The organism is Rhodococcus sp. 5A-K4 (genome assembly GCF_046097995.1).
Taxonomy (GTDB): domain Bacteria; phylum Actinomycetota; class Actinomycetes; order Mycobacteriales; family Mycobacteriaceae; genus Rhodococcus_F; species Rhodococcus_F erythropolis.
The window spans coordinates 134714-156337 of record NZ_JBJURM010000011.1 but is presented as its reverse complement, the minus strand read 5'-3'; the positions used below and the strand labels follow the sequence as shown (position 1 = coordinate 156337).

The 21624-nt window shown below is 63.6% G+C and carries 18 protein-coding genes; 15 read left to right on the top strand and 3 right to left on the bottom strand.

The genetic code is table 11. The annotated features are described in order from the left end of the window. Positions 1-3 precede the first annotated feature (3 nt). The 3 genes from ACKAMS_RS16660 to ACKAMS_RS16650 form a co-directional block, all read right to left on the bottom strand. Entirely contained in the window at positions 4-798 is a 795-nt protein-coding gene (locus ACKAMS_RS16660) for an LppM family (lipo)protein (RefSeq protein WP_408989272.1), read from the bottom strand. A 70-nt stretch (positions 799-868) separates the two neighbouring features. Continuing rightward, positions 869-2467, bottom strand: a complete 1599-nt coding sequence (locus tag ACKAMS_RS16655) for an NAD(P)/FAD-dependent oxidoreductase (RefSeq protein ID WP_256064334.1) — start codon at positions 2465-2467, stop codon at positions 869-871. Then, positions 2464-3069: an N-acetyltransferase gene (locus ACKAMS_RS16650; RefSeq protein ID WP_029255555.1), complete on the bottom strand. Its 606-nt coding sequence runs from the start codon at positions 3067-3069 to the stop codon at positions 2464-2466. Before ACKAMS_RS16650 ends, ACKAMS_RS16655 begins: the two co-directional genes overlap by 4 nt. 147 nt (positions 3070-3216) lie before the next feature. Between ACKAMS_RS16650 and ACKAMS_RS16645 the strand changes: the two genes are divergently transcribed. From ACKAMS_RS16645 to ftsZ, 15 genes are all read left to right on the top strand, one after another. Continuing rightward, complete coding sequence (locus tag ACKAMS_RS16645) at positions 3217-3768, top strand: SAV_6107 family HEPN domain-containing protein (protein WP_020908080.1); 552 nt, start codon at positions 3217-3219, stop codon at positions 3766-3768. A 237-nt stretch (positions 3769-4005) separates the two neighbouring features. Further along, positions 4006-4452 (top strand): DUF3040 domain-containing protein, encoded by a 447-nt coding sequence (locus ACKAMS_RS16640; protein WP_019748880.1) that lies wholly within the window; start codon positions 4006-4008, stop codon positions 4450-4452. A 596-nt stretch (positions 4453-5048) separates the two neighbouring features. Beyond that, positions 5049-5480, top strand: coding sequence for a division/cell wall cluster transcriptional repressor MraZ (gene mraZ, locus ACKAMS_RS16635; protein WP_408989271.1), 432 nt, complete (start codon positions 5049-5051; stop codon positions 5478-5480). A gap of 190 nt (positions 5481-5670) precedes the next feature. Then, entirely contained in the window at positions 5671-6684 is a 1014-nt protein-coding gene (gene rsmH / locus ACKAMS_RS16630; RefSeq protein WP_020969860.1) for a 16S rRNA (cytosine(1402)-N(4))-methyltransferase RsmH, read from the top strand. Continuing rightward, positions 6681-7325, top strand: a complete 645-nt coding sequence (locus ACKAMS_RS16625) for a hypothetical protein (RefSeq protein ID WP_019748878.1) — start codon at positions 6681-6683, stop codon at positions 7323-7325. The genes rsmH and ACKAMS_RS16625 overlap by 4 nt, the downstream gene beginning before the upstream one ends. Continuing rightward, positions 7322-9196: a penicillin-binding protein 2 gene (locus ACKAMS_RS16620; RefSeq protein WP_020908076.1), complete on the top strand. Its 1875-nt coding sequence runs from the start codon at positions 7322-7324 to the stop codon at positions 9194-9196. The genes ACKAMS_RS16625 and ACKAMS_RS16620 overlap by 4 nt, the downstream gene beginning before the upstream one ends. Before the next feature lie 168 nt (positions 9197-9364). Further along, positions 9365-10999 (top strand): UDP-N-acetylmuramoyl-L-alanyl-D-glutamate--2,6-diaminopimelate ligase, encoded by a 1635-nt coding sequence (locus tag ACKAMS_RS16615; protein ID WP_408989270.1) that lies wholly within the window; start codon positions 9365-9367, stop codon positions 10997-10999. Continuing rightward, positions 10996-12555 carry a UDP-N-acetylmuramoyl-tripeptide--D-alanyl-D-alanine ligase gene (murF, locus tag ACKAMS_RS16610; protein WP_020908074.1) on the top strand — a complete coding sequence of 520 codons (1560 nt, stop codon included), beginning with the start codon at positions 10996-10998 and terminating at the stop codon, positions 12553-12555. The genes ACKAMS_RS16615 and murF overlap by 4 nt, the downstream gene beginning before the upstream one ends. Continuing rightward, on the top strand, positions 12552-13634 hold the full coding sequence (gene mraY, locus ACKAMS_RS16605; protein WP_003941699.1) for a phospho-N-acetylmuramoyl-pentapeptide-transferase: 1083 nt from the start codon (positions 12552-12554) through the stop codon (positions 13632-13634). Before murF ends, mraY begins: the two co-directional genes overlap by 4 nt. Before the next feature lie 5 nt (positions 13635-13639). Then, complete coding sequence (gene murD / locus ACKAMS_RS16600; RefSeq protein ID WP_408989269.1) at positions 13640-15163, top strand: UDP-N-acetylmuramoyl-L-alanine--D-glutamate ligase; 1524 nt, start codon at positions 13640-13642, stop codon at positions 15161-15163. Continuing rightward, positions 15160-16638 (top strand): putative lipid II flippase FtsW, encoded by a 1479-nt coding sequence (gene ftsW / locus ACKAMS_RS16595; protein ID WP_020908072.1) that lies wholly within the window; start codon positions 15160-15162, stop codon positions 16636-16638. Before murD ends, ftsW begins: the two co-directional genes overlap by 4 nt. Beyond that, the gene (gene murG / locus ACKAMS_RS16590; RefSeq protein WP_019748872.1) at positions 16635-17804 is read left to right on the top strand and encodes an undecaprenyldiphospho-muramoylpentapeptide beta-N-acetylglucosaminyltransferase; all 1170 of its coding nucleotides are present in this window, start codon (positions 16635-16637) and stop codon (positions 17802-17804) included. The genes ftsW and murG overlap by 4 nt, the downstream gene beginning before the upstream one ends. After that, positions 17801-19309, top strand: a complete 1509-nt coding sequence (murC, locus tag ACKAMS_RS16585) for a UDP-N-acetylmuramate--L-alanine ligase (RefSeq protein ID WP_020908071.1) — start codon at positions 17801-17803, stop codon at positions 19307-19309. The genes murG and murC overlap by 4 nt, the downstream gene beginning before the upstream one ends. Then, positions 19306-20112 carry a cell division protein FtsQ/DivIB gene (locus ACKAMS_RS16580; RefSeq protein ID WP_019748870.1) on the top strand — a complete coding sequence of 269 codons (807 nt, stop codon included), beginning with the start codon at positions 19306-19308 and terminating at the stop codon, positions 20110-20112. Before murC ends, ACKAMS_RS16580 begins: the two co-directional genes overlap by 4 nt. A 276-nt stretch (positions 20113-20388) precedes the next feature. Next, on the top strand, positions 20389-21576 hold the full coding sequence (gene ftsZ / locus ACKAMS_RS16575) for a cell division protein FtsZ (protein WP_003941788.1): 1188 nt from the start codon (positions 20389-20391) through the stop codon (positions 21574-21576). Positions 21577-21624: the final 48 nt, after the last annotated feature.

Here is a 21624-nt window from a genome sequence, read left to right as displayed (position 1 = left end):
GCGCTACTTCGTGGTGTTTTTCGGATTCCTGTTGTCAGCTTGCTTGCTGACAGGTGATTTCGTGACAGGCGTCTTCATGGCCGGTGCTTTCGCGGCGGGCGCGCGCTTGATCGGTGCTCGATTGCGCGCCATCCAGGCCATTGCACCGACGATAATCGCGACACCGAGCGCCAGCCCGGCCATGATTCCTGCCCACCCGGCGAAGCTTCGGGTGCTGGGGTCCGCGTAGTTGACCTCGGCACGCATTGTCGACACCTCGCCGGCGGGCAAAGTCCACGACACCCGGGAATCGCCGTCTCGTGTTCCGTTGGTCGTGCCGACCCGTGCCGGGAAGGCGATGCTGACCTGGACGTCGGCGCCCTGAGTCGGAACCGTCTTCAGATCTGCCTTGCCGTCGAGCGTGACGGTGTCCCCGGATCGCTTGAGGGTGATCTGGAACGACCCGGATCCCTCGGCATACATCGAGCCCAGTTGGGCGACGTCACCGAAGGACAAGTCGCTGAAGAACGCCTGGCTGCCGACGTATCCGTCCTTCTTGTATTCCTGAACCCGTATCTTGTCCTCCAGCGAGGTAGGCGGGGTCAGCTGCGGACCCTTGTCCGCCTCGTTCGTCGGAATAGCGGCAGCTACCACCTGTCCGGTCACACGATCGTTCGCGGACACTCCCATCGACACCTGCACGCGGATGCACCCGGCAAGCAAGGGAACAAGCATGAGGGCGAGCGCGGCAACCGTCAGGAAGCGTTTCCGACTGGTCGGCTTGGCGGCGGGATCGGTGGACTGTTGCACAGTGGTCATCGTGCCAGCCGTGGCGTAGCCAGTCATCGAGGCGGGGGCGTGTCGGCGGGTGAAGTTCGGCGGGTGACCTTCACGACCTGCTCGAACGACGCAGCCACTGACTCGCTTTACCCCGGCGGCTGTCGGACAGTGCGATTCGAGCCGCACTGCGACCACTGGCTCCGGACACACCACCACCGGGATGCGTCGAGGCTCCGGTCAGATACAACCCGTCTGCTCCCGGAACGCGATGGCCGGACAGTTCGGGAAGCGGTCGCCACAACATCATCTGATCGAGTGACATCTCGACGTGCATGACATTTCCGCCGATCATCCCCAATTCCGACTCGATGTCGCGGGGAGTCTGAATGAAGCGGTCGAGGACGGAATCAGTGAATCCGGGTGCAAAAGCCTCCATCTCGCCGACGATCCGGTCGGCCTCGGCCTCGGCGACCGACGCCCAATCGCGATGTCCGCTGAGACGATACGGCTGCCACTGCGACCACAGTGTCACCTGATGCCGCCCGGCCGGGGCGATCGTGGGATCGATTCCGCTGAAACTCATTCCGAGAACCGCAGGGCGAGGAGGCAGTTCCCCTGCCAGTGCTGCGCCGTGTGCAGTGCGCAAGTGGGCGCGATCGGAAACGAGTAATTGCAATCCCGAGGTACTTTCCCGTGTCGTGGCGTCGCCGCGGTAGGACGGGAGCGCAGATGTCGCCAGTCGCAATACAGCGCCGATGCCGGGGCCGACCCTGATCTTCCGCCGCCAGTGATCGAGCGTGGTTCGGTCGAAGCCTCCGTTGCCCAGGAGATCGAGTGTCGTGAGGATGTGGCAACCCGCGATTACCTTGCGAGCGTGAACTTCTCGACCGCTCTCGGTTGTGACGGTCCAGTGATTCGAGTTCCGGCGGATCGACGTCACGCCGTCACCGAGCGCGACGGTGGCGCCGTCGACAGCCATCCGGGATGCCAACGCAGCACTCAGTGCGCCGCTCCCTCCGACTGCTCGCCCGGGCGGCAGGACGTGCATGAGGGCCGCGAAGCCGACCATCGGAGCGGTTCCTGGTTCTGACATCGGAGGCCCGGACTGGGCGCCGAACCACGCCAACGCTGCCTTGAGTGCCTCACTGTCGAAATACTCGTCCAGCAGTGCGTCGCCCGGCGCGAGGAACTGCCGCGACAGTTCGCTGTTGCCGCGCGCTGTGGCCAGTCCTCCGAACGCACCGATCAGGTTCGATCCGGTGGGCGGTGTGGAAAATGCCTTCATCACGTGTCGGCTGCGCTCCGACCAGACCGCGACGAACCGCCGGTACGCGTCGGCGTCCTTTGTCCCGCAAGCTCGTTCGATGGACCGGCAGGTTGCATCGAGGTCGCGATGAAACACGATGCCCGGCCCGTCGGTGCCAGGGGCGGGCGGAGCGAACGCCCACGGGTCACAGTCGATGTAGCGAAGGCCGTGCGCGCCGAGTCCGAGTTCCTCGATGATGCCGCTGTGTCGGATCATGAGGTGTGCAGACGACCCCCGGTCCACCTTGTATCCGGGAAATCGCTCGACGGTCGAGACGGCACCGCCGAGAACCGTGTCCTTCTCGAGAACCTCGACCGACCAACCCTCGCGTGCGAGATACGCGGCCGAAACGAGCGCGTTGTGTCCGGAACCGACGACGACGGCGTCGAGAAATGCGCTCACAGCGGCAGTCCACGGCCGAGGACCGCAAATGGCCGGTTGTCGCCGGCAAAACGAAATCTGCGGAGCACGTCGCGAAAGCCGAGACGGCGGTACAGCCGCCAGGCTCGGTTGTCCTCGTCGAACACCTCAGGTGTCGACAACAGAACGCTGCGTTCGGTTCGATCGACGAGGAGGTGGCGCAAGAGCGATTCGCCCAATCGGTGACCTTGACCGTTCGGATGCACGTGGAGTTCGGTGAGTTCGAAGTAGTCGCTCAGAATCGCGTCGATCTCGCTCTGAGGGCGACCCGAGCGCCGAAGCCCGTGCAGTACCTGTTGATGCCACCACTGGTCCGGGCTCCCGCGATACCCGTAAGCGATCCCCACCAGCGGCAGATTTTCGTGTGACGGTTGCTGGGGAACCGCCAATGCGCCGACGGCTTTCCAGCCAGGCCGGTTCGCGTGCTCCTGCCACATCGGTGCGCGATGGAACTCGGTTCCTCGCGGATAGTCCATCGCAGTGACGTACACGGCCAGTGCCTCGTGGAGTCGACTCGCGAATTCTTCACGATCGAGGTCGACCGTATGTGGTGTCCAGGCGATCTGCGGGTCGACCGGTCTCACCTCTTCTCTTGACGGCGTGTCGGTGGGTGCAGTTATATTGAATAGGTCGAACAGATGTTCGATGTGGGTGATCCGGAGATGCCCGAAGGGAAGCGGGCATCTCCGGCCCACCTGGCCTTGGATCCTTACGGTGCAGGAGGTGCCCCGATGTCCGAGCATGTAAAGCCTGATCGTGTGAAGTGCCAACGAACTCTTCCGGCCGAGTTGTCGAGCCCGTCGGATGCCGCTATCTCGCGATTGCCGATATCGGCGAGGCGGTCCTTCGGTGCGACGGACGCCAGCCACCGCACTGCGCAAGTGGGAAAGTCCGGTGTGGCGTGGGGGCTCCTCCGGAAGGCGGATGCGCTTCTCGAGGAAGCGATTGGGGCGGGCGATCCTGCCGACCGGTTCCGGTGTGCCTATCTGGCAGCACTACGTGGTGCCGGGGCAGTGTTGGCCGCAGCTCCTGCCGGTGCCGGATCGAAGCGCAAGCGAAGCGGAAACGCGTGGGTTCTGATGGACGCCGCAGCGCCCGCGTTCGGAGCGTGGTCGAAGTTCTTCGCGGGGTGGTCCGCTGCGCGTGCGGCCGTGGAAACCGGTGTGTCGATCGTGATCACGGACTCCGATTCCGATGCATTCTTCGCCGAGGTCGGTCGTTTTCTCACGGCGGTCGAAGATTTCATCGGTCAGGACGCGTCCGAGCATTTGCGAGCGTCGTGAACAAATGGTCCGTGTTGGCAGTTGTTTCCGGGGAATTTCCTGGTCCGCACAGGCAAATGGAGCCGAATCGGGGCCCTTCGGCACGAATACGTACGCTTGTGGCGGAACTCGTACCCGGAGTTGGTGGTCCGAGACCTAAACTGCTCGTATTATGAAAACAGGTAATCGTCCAACTTGATTACCCGCCGCCCCACACCGTGGGGTGGTTGCCAAACTTCCAGTGCCGGGGGAGGTACCGTGCCACTCTCCGAGCACGAGCAGCGCATGCTCGATCAGATCGAGAGCGCTCTCTATGCCGAAGACCCCAAGTTCGCCTCCAATGTGAGGGGCGGCCGTATGCGGGCGCCGTCGAGTAGACGGCGGTTCCAAGCAGCGGCTCTATTCGTGCTGGGTCTGGTCCTGCTGATCGCGGGGGTTGCCCTCCCGCTCAAGCCGGGCGGTTTTCCGATCATCAGCCTGTTCGGTTTCTTGTTCATGTTCGGCGCAGGGGTCTTGTTCCTCTGGGGTGGTGGACGCAAGTCCGCAGCAGCAGCCGAACCCGCTTCCGAAGGTGGCAATCATCCCTCCGGTCCGCCGGGTAGGGGTAGTGCCGGTGGATCCGGGCGGGGACGCGGCCGCAAGTCCGGCGGCGGATTCTCGTCGCGGATGGAAGATCGATTCAAACGCAGGTTCGAGCAGGACTAGCTCTCCCGCCCTTCTTCGGGCGTACTTCGAGAGTGGTGCAGTTCGGACATGACGCCCTCTGTAGGGCACGGACGACCACACGTGTGGCGGTCGGCAACCAAGGTTGCCGACCGCCACACGTCGTTGGTGTGGGTGTTGTACGTGTGTGCCGGCAATCCATCGAAGTGAATCAGTGACGCGCGAGCGAATCACTCGCCACCCACGGGCGCCCCTAGGCATGCCCGCGAGCTTCCTCCACTTCGCTCCACTCGGCCCTCCACTTTCCTCCACCCTGGTCGAACTGCAACGCACGACCAGACCTCGTCCCGCTCACGTCTATTCGAAAACCGCGCTTGTACTGCGATTTTGTCTGGGGGAGCGGCAAATCGTGGCGTGAAGGGTTGATATGACGGCGGTGTGGGCCGGGACACGGTTGCAAATTTCCCCCACGTATCCCCACCTGCGCTGACCTGCTATTTATCAGCAAATGATGCTGAATAGGGACCATGTGCTCCTTGTTTGTGGGGGAAAGTGGGGTACTGTGGGTTCGGGCGGAGAGCTGAAGCACGATCCGCTCGATAGGGAGGGTTTCAGCGCAAGCTCGCAGGAGGTGTCGAGTGTTCCTCGGTACCTTCACGCCGAAGCTCGACGACAAAGGTCGGCTCACGTTGCCGGCAAAGTTCCGAGACGAACTGGCAGGAGGATTGATGATCACCAAGAGTCAAGATCACAGCCTCGCCATCTACCCCCGGGACGAGTTCGTCAAGCTTGCTCGAAAGGCAGCGGCAGCTCCACGCAATGATCCGGCAGCTCGGGCGTATATACGTGCCCTGGCCGCCGGTACAGATGAACAGCACGCCGATGCCCAGGGGCGAATCACCCTCTCGGCTGATCATCGGCGTTACGCAAACCTGTCCAAGGAATGCGTAGTGACCGGCTCCGTCGATTACCTCGAGATCTGGGATCTAGCAGCCTGGGAGAGGTATCTCGGAGACAACGAAGAGGACTATTCGCAGGCAACAGGCGAATCTCTCAGCGAGATCGTCTAGGCGAAGAGCCCCCGGCGAATGCCGCGAGGCCTCTGCCCGGAAAGACCCTGACGCACTTCCCCAGCGCCAGGTTCTCCTTCGGGCAGGGACCTCGAAGCATTCGCCTTCTCGAACAGTCATCGCCTTCTCGGAAAGTCAGCACCTTTTCGAAAAGTCATCGGAAATCATGAAAGTAGGAGCCGGAGCAATCATGGTGGATCACGAGGTGAACGAACCCTCGGATGCCGATGGCTTCGCGCACGTCCCCGTACTTCTGCATCGTGCCGACGATCTTCTCGGCCCTGCCATCACCGCCGTCGGTGACGGTGGCGAAGGCGCATACATGATCGATGCGACGTTGGGGCTCGGAGGCCACTCCGAATTCTTCCTCGGCAAGTACCCGGGCCTTCACCTCATCGGTCTCGATCGCGACACCAACGCACTCCGCATCGCTTCCGAGCGTCTGGCGCCATTCGCGGACCGAACCACGTTCGTGCACACCACGTATGACGGGATCGAAGACGCGCTCGAACAGGCAGGTCTGCCGTCGACGGAGTCGGTTCACGCGATCCTCTTCGATCTGGGTGTGTCGTCGATGCAGTTGGACGAAGCCGACCGAGGTTTTGCGTACTCGATCGACGCCCCTCTCGACATGCGGATGGATCAGACGGTCGGGCTGACCGCGGCAGAGGTCCTGAACACCTACAGTCACGGCGACCTTGCTCGCATTCTGAGCACGTACGGCGAAGAGCGGTTCGCCGGAAAGATTGCGTCCGAGATCCTTCGGCAGCGTGAGCGTGAACCATTCACCACCAGTGCAGCTCTGGTCGAGTTGCTGTACCGAACAATCCCGGCGGCCACGCGGCGTACGGGTGGACACCCGGCCAAGCGCACCTTCCAAGCGCTGCGGATCGAAGTCAATGCCGAGTTGGATTCGCTTCGTGCGGCCGTTCCTGCCGGGCTCGATGCACTGGCAGTCGGTGGGCGAGTGGTGTTCATGTCCTACCAGTCGCTCGAGGATCGAGTTGTGAAGGCGGAGTTGGTTCCCCGCTCGAAGTCCACCAGTCCTGAAGGTCTACCGGTCGAGTTGCCGGGTATGGGGCCGGAGTTCCGCATTCTCACCCGTGGCGCAGAACGTGCGTCTGAGCAGGAAATCGAAGAGAACCCACGATCAGCTCCGGTGCGTTTGCGTGCCGCAGAACGCATTTCCAGGAGGCGGGCATGAGTCGTCAGGGCAAATCCGGTGCAGCGCAACGCGCATACGACAAGCGCACCGCACGGGCGGCAGGCCGGACCGGAACTGCCGCTGCTGCCGGCCCGTCGATCTCTCCTCGGGCGATGCTCAAGGGGCGGGTACCGTTCGTGGCCTCCGTTATCGGACTTCTGTCCATCGGTCTCGCGGTGACTCTGCTGCTGACCACTCGCGCTGCCGAGGATTCGTACCAACTCAGTGATGCACGTGCATACAACCAGTCTTTGGTCGAGCAGAAAGCAGCGCTCGAACGTGACTTCCAGTCGCGTAACTCGGCTCCGGAGTTGGCAAATCAGGCAAGCGCTCTCGGCATGGTCCCCGCCAAGGACCCTGCACGTCTGGTAGTTCATCCGGATGGTTCGGTCGAGGTCGTCGGAACGCCGACTCCCGCGACTGCCGGCGCGATGCCGCCGCTCGATGCGCCCACATCGGTGCCCGCACCGACCGCGACACCGCCGCGCACCACAACGCCGGTTGTTCCTGGAGCCACGCCGAGCGTTCCGAATAACACGCGAAACCTCGCGCAGAGTGAACAATTGGTTCCTGTGATCCCCACGACGACAGCACCCGCCACCACGACGGCGGTGCCTGCTCCGCCTGAGGAACGTCGGTGAGTCAGAACTCCCGTAACAACCCCGGTCGGCGTCCGCGCCGCTCGGCCACTGCCTCATTTCCGTTTCGTCAGCGAGTCGGTCGTATCACCATGTGTGGTGCGCTCGCCGTTGCGGCATTGCAGCTCTTGTGGATTCAGGGAATCGATGCGCCGAGCCTGGCTGCGGAATCTGCGAATCAACGAACCACGACGCAGGTCGATCCGGCCGTACGCGGCTCGATAACCGATCGCAACGGAAACCCCCTCGCGTTCACCATGGAAGCCAAGGCGCTGACTTTCCAGCCGGTGCGAGTACGCAAGGAACTCGAGGAAGCGCGCGCGAAGAGCATCGAGCAGGGCGCCGAGGGTGACAAGCAGGCGCCGGAAGTCAGCGATCGCCTCGCCGAGATCGCCGCCGGAATCCACGCCAAGCTCGGCGATACCGTTCCGGAAAAAGATCTGCTTCAGAAGATGAACAGCAACGAGACTTTCACGTACCTCGCTCGCAGCGTGGATCCGGCGGTTGCTGCCGAGATCTCGGACAAGTTCCGGGAGGTCGGCCTCGAGCGACAGGACATCCGCGAGTACCCCGGTGGCTCTCTGGCGGCGAATCTCGTCGGCGCGACCGGCTGGGACGGGCACGGTTTGCTCGGCCTCGAAGATTCGATGGACTCCACGCTCGCCGGAACCGATGGATCCGAAACGTACGACCGCGGTTCCGACGGCGCTGTGATCCCTGGTAGCTGGCGTGACAAGCAACCGGCCGTCAACGGTTCGGGTGTCGAGCTGACCATCGATTCGGACCTCCAGTTCTACGTTCAGCAGCAGGTCCAGATCGCCAAGGACAAGTCGGGCGCCAAGAACGCTTCGGTTGTGGTCATGGACTCCAAGACGGGACAGGTGTTGGCCATGTCCAACGACAGCACCTTCAACCCCGCGATCGGCATCGACAAGAACGCGCCGACAGCCGAAATGGGCAATCCGTCGGTCAGCACGCCGTTCGAGCCCGGATCGGTGAACAAGATCGTCACCGCAGCAGCGGCCATCGAGGACGGTAAGACAACTCCGGACGAAGTTCTGCAAGTCCCGGGCAGCATCACGATGTCCGGTGCCACAGTCAAGGATGCGTGGGATCACGGTGTGGCCCCGTATACCTCTACCGGTGTGTTCGGAAAGTCCTCGAACGTCGGCACCTTGATGCTCGCTCAGCGAGTGGGCGAGGATCGCTACGCAGACATGCTGAACAGGTTCGGCCTCGGACAACGCACAGACGTCGGACTTCCCGGCGAGAGCGCCGGCAGCGTCCCGAGTCGCGATCAGTGGTCCGGCGGAACCTTCGCGAACTTGCCGATCGGGCAGGGTCTTTCGATGACAACCTTGCAGATGACCGGGATGTACCAGGCCATTGCCAACGACGGTGTGCGAATTCCTCCGCGAATCGTGAAGTCGACTGTCGATTCTTCCGGCACTCGGACCGAGACGCCGCAGCCCGAGGGTGTCGAGGTGGTCAGCGCCCAGACAGCGTCGACGGTTCGGGACATGTTCCGATCGGTCACTCAGGAAGACACCGGCAACCAACGAGGAACCGGTGTTGCCGCGGGCGTCGAGGGATACCAGGTCAGCGGAAAGACCGGCACCGCGCAGCAAGTGGATCCCGCGTGCAAGTGCTACTCCAACTCCAACTACTGGATCACCTTCGCGGGGATCGCGCCCGCGGACAACCCCCGATTCGTGATCGGAATCATGCTCGACGCACCGGTTCGCGGTGTGGACGGCGGCGGCGGTCAATCGGCAGCACCGTTGTTCCACAACATCGCGTCGTGGATGCTGCAGCGTGACAGCGTTCCGATGTCGCCGGACCCCGGTCGCAAGTTGGTGTTGCAGGCGGACTGATTGCGGTGTGTCGGTTTCGACAGGGTCTTCGGGTGAATCCCGGACACGGTAATCTCAAACGTCGCAGTAACCTCATTCATCGCAGTACGCCGAACTTTGCTTGCGCTGCGACCGCCATAGAACAACGACCGCGATAGAACAACGACAATTGCCAGGAGTCGAGTGACAGTGCCGAATCGTTTGCAATCGTCGAACTCGGACGGCGCTCCCGGGACGCGTCCGACACAACCGGTTGCTACCGCGATCACGGCGCTCTCCGAACTGTCCGGAGCTCGCCTCGAATGGGTCGGGCAACCGGGATCACAGTCGTCGGAGGTCGTCGTCAAGGGCGTCGACCTGCGTGCGCAGGGAATCGTGGCCGATGACCTCTTCGCCGCTCTGCCCGGTGCCAGGACGCACGGCGCTCAGTTCGCCGTCGACGCTCTGGGGCGCGGTGCGACCGCGATCTTGACCGACGAGGCCGGCCTCGAATTGATCGAGTCCGCCGAAAAGGCGCCCGACCGGTCCGTCCCGGTTCTCGTTCATCCGAACCCGCGGGATGTGCTCGGTGAGATCTCAGCGGAGATCTACGGCCGGCCCTCGGAGAAGATGCAGGTCGTCGGCATTACCGGCACATCCGGCAAGACGACGACGTCTTACTTGCTCGAAGCAGCGATTGCCGGAGCCGGCCGCAAGCCCGGTCTGGTTGGCACCATCGAGACTCGGATCGACGGCCGCCGAGTACCCAGCGCTCTGACCACGCCGGAAGCTCCGCAACTCCATGCGCTGTTCGCCGTGATGGCAGAGCAGGGGATCGATACCGTCGTCATGGAGGTGTCCAGTCACGCGCTCGCTCTCGGACGCGTCGACGGCATCCGCTTCGACATCGGCGCGTTCACCAATCTTTCGCAGGACCACCTGGATTTCCATCGGGACTTCGACGAGTACTTCCAGGCCAAGGCTCGACTGTTCGATCCCGAGTCGACGGTGCGAGCCGAGCATGCCGTCGTCTGCGTCGACGACGTATGGGGTCGACGGATGGCTGAGTTGGCCGCGACCGACGAGAGCGATGCGGTGACCACGGTCTCGACCTCGACGGCCGAGGCCGAGTGGAAGGTCGGCGCCGTCGAGGTTGCCGAGGACGGCTCGCAGACTTTCGAGTTGGTCGGGCCGGACGGACAATCGTGGCCCGTCTCGCTTCGCCTCCCCGGTCGATACAACGTGGCCAACGCAGCCTTGGCACTGACTGTCAGCTTCGCGGCCGGACTCGATCCGGACGCTGCTGTTCGATCACTCGGAACGGTGGATGTCCCCGGACGGGTCCAGCGGATCGACCGCGGGCAGAGCTTCCTGGCAGTGGTCGACTACGCCCACAAACCGGCGGCACTCGAAGCCGTGATCGCCACCCTGCGCAATCAGGTTCCCGGCCGAGTGGCTGTGGTCGTCGGTGCGGGCGGTGACCGCGACGCCGGCAAACGCACCCTCATGGGCGAAGCTGGTGCGAGGGGCGCAGACCTGCTGATCGTCACCGACGACAACCCGCGCACCGAGGATCCCGCGAAAATTCGCGCTTCGGTTATGCAAGGCGCCATCGACGTTCCCGAATCCGAACGCGGCGAGATTCGCGAAGTGGGGGACAGGGCGCTCGCGATCGAGCAAGCAGTCCGGTGGGCGCAGCCAGGCGACGTAGTACTGGTGGCAGGCAAAGGCCACGAAGTGGGTCAAGAAATCGACGGGGTCAAACACCCATTCGACGACCGCGAGGTGTTGGGCGAAATGATCGGCCGATTCGCGATCAACACAGCACATGGAGGCAAGCAATGATCCCGATGACGCTCTCTCGGATCGCCGAGATCGTCGGAGGAACCCTGCATGACGTCGACGATCCGTCGACTCAGGTGACAGGAACCGTCGAATTCGATTCGCGCAAGGCTGGTCCAGGTGGACTGTTTCTCGCACTCCCCGGCGCACGCGTCGACGGTCACGACCATGCGGAAGCGGCGGTGGCCGCCGGTGCGGTGGCGGTGCTCGCAGCGCGGCCGGTCGGGGTTCCGGCGATAGTTGTCCCGTCGGTACCGAACGACGGTCCGAGCGCTGTGATGTTGCTCGAACATGACACAGACGGATCCGGGGCTGCCGTCTTGCATGCCCTCGGCCTCCTGGCCAGGGCCGTGGTCGACGAACTGGCAGCAGAGGGTTCGGCTTCGGGGGGCGGGCTGACGCTGGTCGGTGTCACTGGTTCGGCGGGCAAGACCTCGACCAAGGACCTGATTGCGGCGCTGCTTCGCGAGCGCGGTGAGGTGGTCGCCCCACCAGGCTCGTTCAACAACGAACTGGGTTTGCCGTGGACTGTGCTCCGCGCCGACGAGAAGACCCGCTTCCTGGTCCTCGAGATGTCGGCCCGTGGGGTCGGTCACGTCGGCGAACTGACCAAGATCGCGCCGCCGAAGATCGGCGTCGTTCTCAATGTCGGCACGGCCCATCTCGGTGAATTCGGTTCGCGTGAAGCGATCGCGGTCGCCAAAGGTGAACTGGTGGAAGCACTCCCGTCGGCAGCCGACGGTGGAGTTGCGGTCCTCAACGCCGACGACCGCATGGTCGCCGCAATGGCGAGTCGAACCAAGGCCCGGATCGTATTCGTCGGCCAGTCCGAAGACTGCGACGTTCGGGCGACCGACGTGGTTGTCGACGACCAGGCCCGGGCTTCCTTCACGCTGAACTGTTCACAGGGTTCTGCGCGTATTCGCCTGGCCGTTCACGGCGAACACCACGTGAGCAACGCCCTAGCCGCGGCGGCCGTCGCACTCGAGAACGGCCTCGCGGTTGCAGACATCGCGCGTGTCCTCGAGGGCACGAAGGCAGCGTCCGCGAGGCGGATGGAAGTCACCGAGCGCGCCGACGGCGTCACCGTCGTCAACGACAGTTACAACGCCAATCCCGATTCCATGCGCGCTGCGCTCAAAGCGTTGGTGTCCATGGCGCGATCGGATCGGCACTTCGGGCGCCGTAGCTGGGCTGTGCTCGGTGAGATGGGTGAACTCGGGCCGGAATCGGTCGTCGAGCATGACGCGATCGGTCGCCTGGCCGTCAGACTCGATGTCAGCAAGTTGATCGTCGTCGGAACGGGCCGCACCTCGCGTGCGATGCATCAAGGTGCGGTGATGGAGGGGTCGTGGGGTGACGAGTCCGTCGTCGTGCCCGACGCAGCTGCGGCAATCGCCATTCTGGAAGCGGAACTCGAACCGGGCGATCTCGTCCTGGTGAAGGCGTCCAAGTCGGTTGAACTGTGGACGGTCGCCGAAGCGATTCTGGCCGCAACGCCCAGCGACAACACCGGTGACGCGAACACCGATGGCGAGAACGGCGGGGATTCGCAGTGATCCAGATTCTTCTCGCCGCAGGCATCGCGCTGGCGGTCTCCATCATGCTCACGCCGATCCTGATCAAGGCGTTCTCGAAACAAGGTTTCGGGCAGGAGATCCGAACCGAAGGTCCAGCCAGTCACCAGGCCAAGCGCGGCACTCCCACGATGGGCGGCGTCGCGATCCTGACCGGAATCTGGGCCGGCTATCTCGGCTCACACCTCATCGGTCTCGGCATGGACAACGCGGAGGGACCATCGGCGTCCGGCCTACTCGTTCTCGGTCTGACCACCGCGCTCGGTGGAGTCGGTTTCCTCGACGACTTCATCAAGATCCGCAAGCAGCGCAATCTGGGACTGAACAAGACAGCGAAGCTGGTCGGCCAGTTCGTCGCTGCCATTGCCTTCGGAATCTTGGCCCTGCAGTTCCGCGGTGACGACGGGCTTACTCCGGGCAGTGTTCATCTGTCGTACGTCCGCGACATCGCCACCGTCTCACTCGGTTCCGTGGTCTTCATCGCCTTCTGCTACCTACTGGTCAGCGCCTGGTCCAATGCCGTCAACCTGACCGACGGCCTCGACGGATTGGCCGCCGGAGCGATGAGTTTCGTTCTCGGCGCCTACGTCATCATCACGTTCTGGCAGTTCCGCTACTCGTGCGAGACGAATCCCGGTAAGGGTTGCTACGACGTCCGAGACCCGCTCGATCTCGCGGTGCTCTGCGCGGCCGGCGCCGGCGCGTGCATCGGTTTCCTCTGGTGGAATGCCGCACCCGCCAAGATCTTCATGGGCGACACCGGTTCTCTTGCCCTCGGCGGCATGCTCGCCGGATTGTCGATCACCACAAGCACGGAACTGTTGATGGTCGTCATCGGTGCACTGTTCGTCGCGGAGGCCGCGTCGGTGGTGATCCAGGTAGCGGTGTTCCGGTCCAGCCGACGGCGGGTCTTCCGAATGGCGCCGTTCCATCACCACTTCGAACTTGCCGGGTGGGCTGAAACCACGGTCATCATCAGATTCTGGTTGCTGGCGGCTATTGCGTCGGCTATCGGATTGGCACTCTTCTACAGCGAATACCTCGCAGCGCTCGGAGGCTGAAAACCATGACCAGCTCAGCGGATTCCGAGAACGACCTGTCCTGGCTCCGCGGTACGCGAGTGCTGGTCGCCGGAGGGCGGGTGTCCGGTCAAGCGACCATCGAACCTCTCGTCGCTCTTGGTGCTGTCGTGACGGTCGCCGATTCGACCTTGGACTTTGCGGAGCGCTGCGCCGAGCTCGGCGCGGACATGGTGACCACCACCTCGATCGAGGATGCTCCGGATTCGATCACCGAGTACGGGCTCGTCGTCACCAGTCCGGGCTTTCGGCCCGATGCACCGATCCTTGCAGCGGCCGCCGGTCACGGGATTCCCATCTGGGGAGACGTCGAGTTCTCGTGGCGCGTCGACCACAGCGGGCACTTCGGCGGACCCCGTAAGTGGCTCGTCGTGACGGGGACGAACGGCAAGACCACGACGACGTCGATGCTGGCCTCGATTCTCGACGCCGCCGGAGTTGTCGGCCGAGCCTGCGGGAACATCGGGCTTCCGATACTCGACGCACTCGCCGGGACGTCGCCGCGCGTGGAGTACCTCGCTGTCGAACTGTCGTCTTTCCAATTGCACTGGGCGCCTTCGGTGCGTCCGGATGCCGGCGTCGTCCTCAATGTCGCCGAGGATCACCTCGACTGGCACGGCGGAATGAGCGCGTACGCCGAGGCAAAGTCGCGGGCGCTGAGTGGAAAGGTCGCGGTGGTCGGCCTCGATGACGCAATCGCTTCCGAACTGGGAACTCGCGCAACTGCAGACATTGTCACCGGGTTCAGATTGGGTGAACCGGGCGAAGGAGAACTGGGCGTCGAAGCGGGACACCTCGTGGACAACGCTTTCGGCGATCACGTCCGCTTGGCCGAAGCAGCTTCCATAGATCCGGCCGGCCCGGCAGGCGTCATGGACGCGCTGGCCGCTGCCGCTTTGGCGCGGGCACTCGGATTCGAGGCCGACGTCGTCGAACGCGGACTGGCCGCACACAAGGTCGGCCCACACCGAGGGGCCCTGGTCGGTCGTGTCGGGTCCGTTGTGTACATCGACGATTCCAAGGCCACCAATCCGCACGCAGCCAGGCCGTCGATACTCGCGCACGACCGCGTCGTCTGGGTTGCAGGCGGTCTGCTCAAGGGCGCAAGCGTCGAGCAGTTGGTGAGCGAAGTGGGGCCGAGACTGTCCGGCGCCGTTCTTCTCGGCCGTGACGCCGGTGTGATCGAGGACGCGCTGGCGCGACACGCGCCCGATGTTCCCGTGGTGCACGTGCTGTCGGGGGACGATGAAGCGGTGAGCGAAAACAGCAGCAACTCGACTCTCACCATCCGGCTGCCGTCGGGTGCCGACGCGGATGCCGTCATGGCCGCAGTGGTCGTCGAAGCTGCCGAGTTGGCGTCCCCCGGTGATGCAGTTGTACTTGCCCCGGCCGCCGCGTCCTTGGACATGTTCGCCAGCTACGGACACCGTGGTGACAGTTTCGCCGCCGCCGTAGCCGCATTACCCGATCCGTTCACGGATTCGCCTGGCCAAGCCGGGAACTTGCTATGACCAAGGGTCCCAAGACCCGAATCGGTGCCTGGTTGGCGCGGCCGTTGGCGTCGTTCCACCTGGTGGTGACGATTGCCACGATGTTGACTGTCTTGGGGCTCGTGATGGTTCTGTCTGCGTCGAGCGTCGAGCAGTACGTGTCCGGTGGCTCGGCATATTCGTTGTTCACCCAGCAGTTGATCTTCGCGATTCTCGGGGCGGTGCTCTTCTACGTCGCGCTGCGGATCCCGGCGAGAGTGCTCCGGCAGTATTCGTTTCCGCTGTTCGTCGTCGTGCTGATCATGCTGGTACTCGTTCTGATTCCGGGAATCGGCACCGAAGCGCAGGGTGCGCGTCGCTGGTTCAACGTCGGTGGATTCTCGGTGCAACCATCGGAAATCATGAAGGTCGCCTTGGCGATCTGGGGCGCGCATCTGTTGGCCTCGAGGCGTCCGGACGACCGATCCGTGAAGTCGATCCTGATTCCGCTCGTGCCCGCTGCGATGCTGGTCTTCGCCTTGGTCGTCGCGCAGCCGAACCTCAGTACGACCATCGCACTGGGAATCATCGTCGGGGCCCTGCTGTGGTTCGGCGGGCTTCCACTGAAACTCTTCGGCTCGATAGCGCTGACAGGCGTTGTCGGCGCCGCTGTCCTGGCCATGACGGCCGGGTATCGATCCGACCGAGTCCAGGCCTTCTTCAATAAGAGCGATGACCTGCAGGGCAACAACTATCAGGCCAAGCAGGCCTTGTATTCGCTCGCAGACGGCGGCTTTTTCGGTCGCGGACTCGGGCAGAGCGTCGCCAAATGGAACTACCTACCCAACGCGCACAACGACTTCATCTTCGCGATCATCGGTGAAGAGCTGGGATTTGTCGGCTGCGCAGTGGTGATCGGTTTGTTCGCTGTATTCGTGTACACGGGATTGCGGATCGCAGCCCGCAGCATCGATCCGTTCTGGCGGCTCCTGTCGGCCACCGCAACTACCTGGATCGTCGGCCAGGCGATGATCAACATCGGTTACGTCATCGGACTGCTGCCGGTGACCGGACTCCAGTTGCCCTTGGTCTCCGCCGGTGGTTCGTCCTTGGCGATCACGCTGTTCATGTTCGGCGTCATCGCCAATGCAGCGCGCCACGAGCCAGAAGCAGTTGCCGCTCTGAACTCCGGTCAGGACGGCAAGATCTCGAAGTTGCTCAGACTGCCCAAGCCGGTGCTGTACCACCCGCCGTCAGGGGGCCGGCCGATCCGTCGACCGAAGCCCGCACGACAGATCGAACCGGCACGCGGACGCGACGGCCGGCGCGCGATCGAGACGGGCGATCGACGCAAGCGGGCAGATCAAGGCGCTCGCCCTTCCTCGGATTCCAACCGAGGTGCGGCCGCTGGGTCACGGAAGCGCACCGCGGGAGGGCAGAATGGTCAGCGTCGGCAGGCGCCGACACGTAGGGCACAAGATCCACGAGAAGTTCGAGAGCGAGGAATTCGTAGGTGAGCGGCAACAAATCGGCTCTGTCGGTAGTGGTGGCAGGGGGAGGCACGGCTGGTCACATCGAACCCGCACTTGCGGTCGCGGACGCGGTCAAGGCCGCTCAGCCCGACACCAGGATCACCGCACTCGGGACAGCACGTGGTCTCGAAACCACGTTGGTGCCTGCCCGCGGGTACACACTCGAGCTCATTCCGCCGGTTCCGCTTCCACGTAAGCCCACGATGGATCTCGTCAAACTGCCGACACGCATCCTCGCCTCGGTGCGCAAGACCCGTGAGGTACTCGATTCCGTCGACGCCGACGTGATCGTCGGTTTCGGTGGTTACGTCGCGCTTCCGGCGTATCTTGCCGCACGTGGCGGTGTTCTTCGGCGCCGCCGCAAGATTCCGATCGTCATCCACGAGGCGAACGCCAGTGCCGGCATCGCGAACAAGATCGGTGCTCGCCTGGCGACGCGGGTGCTTGCCGCTGTTCCGGGTTCCGGAGTGAAGAACCGCGGCGATCAGGACGCCGAGATCGTCGGCATCCCGGTTCGCGCGTCGATCGCCAATTTCGATCGAGCGGGACTCCGCTCGCAAGCTCGCGAGTACTTCGGACTGCCTCAGGACGGTCCCGTTCTGCTCGTCTTCGGCGGATCGCAAGGCGCGAAGTCTCTCAACGACGCGGTGTCCGGAGCAGCGGAAGAACTGGCGAAGGCCGGGATCTCGGTCCTTCACGCACACGGACCCAAGAACTCCCTCGAGGTCACGCAGTACTCGGAGACGGCACCGTATGTGGCTGTTCCTTATCTTTCGCGGATGGATCTCGCGTATGCCGCAGCCGACGCGACGATCTGTCGTTCGGGCGCGATGACGGTCGCCGAGGTCTCGGCGGTCGGACTACCGGCCGTCTACGTTCCGCTGCCGCACGGCAACGGTGAACAGGAACTCAACGCGAAACCCGTTGTCGCAGCGGGCGGCGCGATCATCGTCTCCGACAACGAGCTCACGCCGACGTTCGTCGCCGGCACCGTCGTCCCGATGCTGAGCGACAGCGCGCGTCTCGACAAGATGAGCAGTGGCGCTGCCAATGTCGGGCACCGCACGGCGGCAACAGAGATCGCACGGATCGTGCTCGACATCGCGGCAAAGGAAAACGCCGTCCAGGAAAACGCAAGGGGAAACCGATGACCGCGCTGCCCGCCCACCTCGAGCGAGTACACATGGTCGGAATCGGCGGTGCCGGTATGTCCGGCATCGCTCGAATTCTGCTTTCCCGCGGGGGCCTTGTCTCGGGTTCGGACGCCAAGGAGAGCCGAGGAGTCCTGGCGCTTCGTGCACGCGGGGCACAGGTCCGGATCGGCCACGACGCCGATGCTCTCGACCTGCTGCCAGGTGGACCGACCGTCGTCGTCACGACGCACGCAGCTATCCCGAAGGACAACCCGGAACTCGTCGAGGCCGCTCGCCGCGGAATCCCGGTGATTCTTCGGCCGGCTGTCCTTGCATCACTCATGCAGGGCAATCGCACGTTCTTGGTTTCGGGAACACACGGCAAGACGTCGACGACGTCGATGCTCGTGGTCGCCCTGCAGCACTGCGGTTTCGACCCCTCGTTTGCCGTTGGCGGCGAACTCAACGAGGCGGGCACGAATGCCCATCACGGCAGCGGTGACGTCTTTGTCGCCGAGGCCGACGAGAGCGACGGGTCGCTGCTTCAGTACGACCCCAACGTGATCGTCGTGACGAACATCGAGGCCGATCACCTCGACTACTTCGGCAGCGTCGAAGCGTATGTGAAGGTGTTCGACGATTTTGTCGACAAGCTACGTCCGGGTGGACTTCTGATTGCTTGCCTCGACGATCCAGGATCTGCGGATCTCGCGAAGCGAATCGTGGCCTCGGGTCGTTCGGACATCCGTGTGCTCGGTTACGGATCAGCGGATGCGCAGGAAGTGGAAGCGGGCACTGCCTTCGAACCTGTCGACGGCGTCGAGGTCGGAGTCCGACTACTGGGCTTCCATGCACACGACGTCGGGGGAGTCCTGCAGTTCCAACTGGCCGGCGAGAACGCCGCGCGAACCGTGCGGATGGCAGTGCCGGGTCGGCACATGGCGCTCAACGCACTTGCCGCCCTGCTGGCCGCCCGTGATGCGGGCGCCGAGACCGAGGAGATCGTCGAGGGGCTCGCCGGATTCGGTGGCGTCCACCGCCGCTTCCAGTTCACCGGCCGCGAGCGTGGTGTCCGGGTGTTCGACGACTACGCCCACCATCCGACCGAAGTTCGCGCGGTTCTCGGCGCGGCCGCGGATCTGGTTCGACCGGAAGATGATTCGTCGTCGACCAATTCGGCAGCCGGACGTGTGATCGTGGTCTTCCAACCTCACCTCTATTCGCGCACAGCGGCATTTGCCGTGGAGTTCGCGCAGGCACTGGACTTGGCCGACGAGGTAGTGGTTCTCGATGTCTACGGTGCTCGCGAAGAGCCGATGCCGGGAGTCAGCGGTGCGCTTGTCGCTCAATCGGTCACCAAACCTGTTCACTATCAACCCGATCTGTCGCAGGCACCGAAGCAGGTGGCGGCGTTGGCTCACCCCGGCGACATCGTCATCACGATGGGCGCCGGTGACGTGACCATGCTCGGCAAACAGATCCTCGATGCTTTGCGTTCGGCGCCGCATCCCGCGCCGCGATGACACCCGACGCACGAAGTCGTCGCGGGCGTCGAGATCCTCAGGCCAGGCGAGCCACCAGTACGCGTCGGCGCAGTACTCGCACCGAATCGCGATACTCGACGCGGTCGACGGAGCCAGCTCCCGAACCCACGCCGACTCGTAAGTGGTTCAAGCGACCGCTGATCGTGGCACCGCTGGCAATCGTGCTGGTGGTGGGAATTGCGCTGACGGCCTGGTTGTCTCCGGTGCTCTCGGTCCGGGGCACCGAAGTTCTCGGTGCGACGACGGTCAGTGAGGAACAGATCCTTTCGCTCCTGGCAGTACCGACCGGTCAGCCGTTGATGCGGGTCGACACCGGCGCCGCCGCCGCACGTGTAGCGACGATTCCGAAGGTGGCCTCCGCCCGAGTGCAGCGGATGTATCCGTCGACCATTCGCGTCACCGTGACCGAACGGGTACCGGTTGTCTTCGTCGACTCACCCGAGGGTGCACACCTGCTGGACGAGAAGGGTGTCGACTTCGAGATGGGCGTCCCGCCGCCGGGGGTTCCGCGTCTGGTGACACCGACGCCTGGATGGAACGACGAGCCGACGCTTGCCGCGCTCGAGGTGTTGTCGGTGCTGCCGCCCGATCTGCGATTTCAGGTGGGAGAGGTTGCCGCTCGGTCGATTTCGAGTGTCACGCTGACTCTGCTCGACGGTCGCGTCGTAAACTGGGGCGGTGTCGAGCACTCGGATCGTAAGGCTGCCGTGACGCTTCCTCTGTTGACTCAACCGGGACAGACGTACGACGTGTCCAGTCCTGATCTTCCGACGGTCCGATAGCGCACGGTGCACCCGTGCGCCGGTGCGTGGCAAATACTTCGGTGTGTCTCGGCGCGCCTAATGGCGGAACGCGACGACGGTGCATAGCGTTTCGTTTCAGATCGAATACTTGACATAACTCTAACCCTGTGGTTGAGGTTTAGAGTTTATCTCGAACACCAGCAGTAACAAATACACCAGCAGTGACAAATACAGCAGCAGTAACAAATACAGCAGCAGTAAAAAGACAGCAGCACTGACAAGCAGCGTGAAACACGACACGGAAGGCGAGAGCCGATGACGCCCCCGCACAACTACCTCGCCGTAATCAAGGTCGTCGGCATCGGCGGCGGCGGCGTGAACGCAGTCAACCGCATGATCGAACAGGGACTCAAGGGAGTCGAGTTCATCGCGGTCAACACGGACGCGCAAGCCCTTCTGATGAGTGACGCCGACGTCAAGCTCGACGTCGGTCGTGAATTGACCCGTGGCCTCGGCGCCGGTGCTGACCCTGAAGTGGGTCGCAAGGCAGCCGAAGATCACAAGGACGAGATCGAAGAGGTCATCAAGGGCGCCGACATGGTGTTCGTGACCGCAGGCGAGGGTGGTGGCACCGGAACCGGTGGTGCCCCTGTCGTGGCAAGCATCGCCCGGAAGCTGGGCGCACTCACCGTCGGCGTCGTGACTCGGCCGTTCTCCTTCGAGGGCAAGCGTCGTGGGGGACAGGCGGATACCGGAATCCAGGCGCTGCGCGAGTCCTGCGACACGCTGATCGTCATTCCCAACGATCGCCTGCTTCAGCTGGGTGACGCGGCCGTGAGCCTCATGGACGCCTTCCGCAGCGCCGACGAGGTTCTCCTCAACGGTGTCCAGGGCATCACCGACCTCATCACCACCCCGGGTCTGATCAACGTCGACTTCGCGGACGTCAAGGGTGTCATGTCCGGTGCAGGCAGTGCGTTGATGGGCATCGGATCCTCACGTGGTGAGGGACGCGCGATCAAGGCGGCGGAATCTGCGATCAATTCGCCTCTCCTCGAAGCATCGATGGAAGGCGCCCGCGGCGTTCTCCTGTCGATCGCCGGCGGTAGCGATCTGGGCCTGTTCGAGATCAACGAGGCGGCTTCGCTGGTGCAGGAAGCCGCGCACATCGACGCCAACATCATCTTCGGAACGGTCATCGACGATTCACTCGGTGACGAGGTTCGTGTGACGGTCATCGCTGCGGGATTCGACGGAGGAGCTCCGGCTCGTCGTCCCGTGGAGTCGACCGCACAGGGACGTGGAGCTATCGGCGCCGGGCGCGCGGGTGAGGTCGGCCGGTCACCGGTGGCCGCCGAACCTGCTGGCGAGCAGCCGATTTCCGCAGCGCGCGAGACGACGGGTTCAGGTAGCTTGCCTCCGATCGGTGGCCCACGCCATGCGCCGGTCCAGGAAGACGAGGGCGACGACGACGTCGATGTGCCTGTCTTCATGCGTCGCTGACGCAGGGCTACAAACAGTTTCGAGAACAGGGTGCCCGGAATTTCTGGG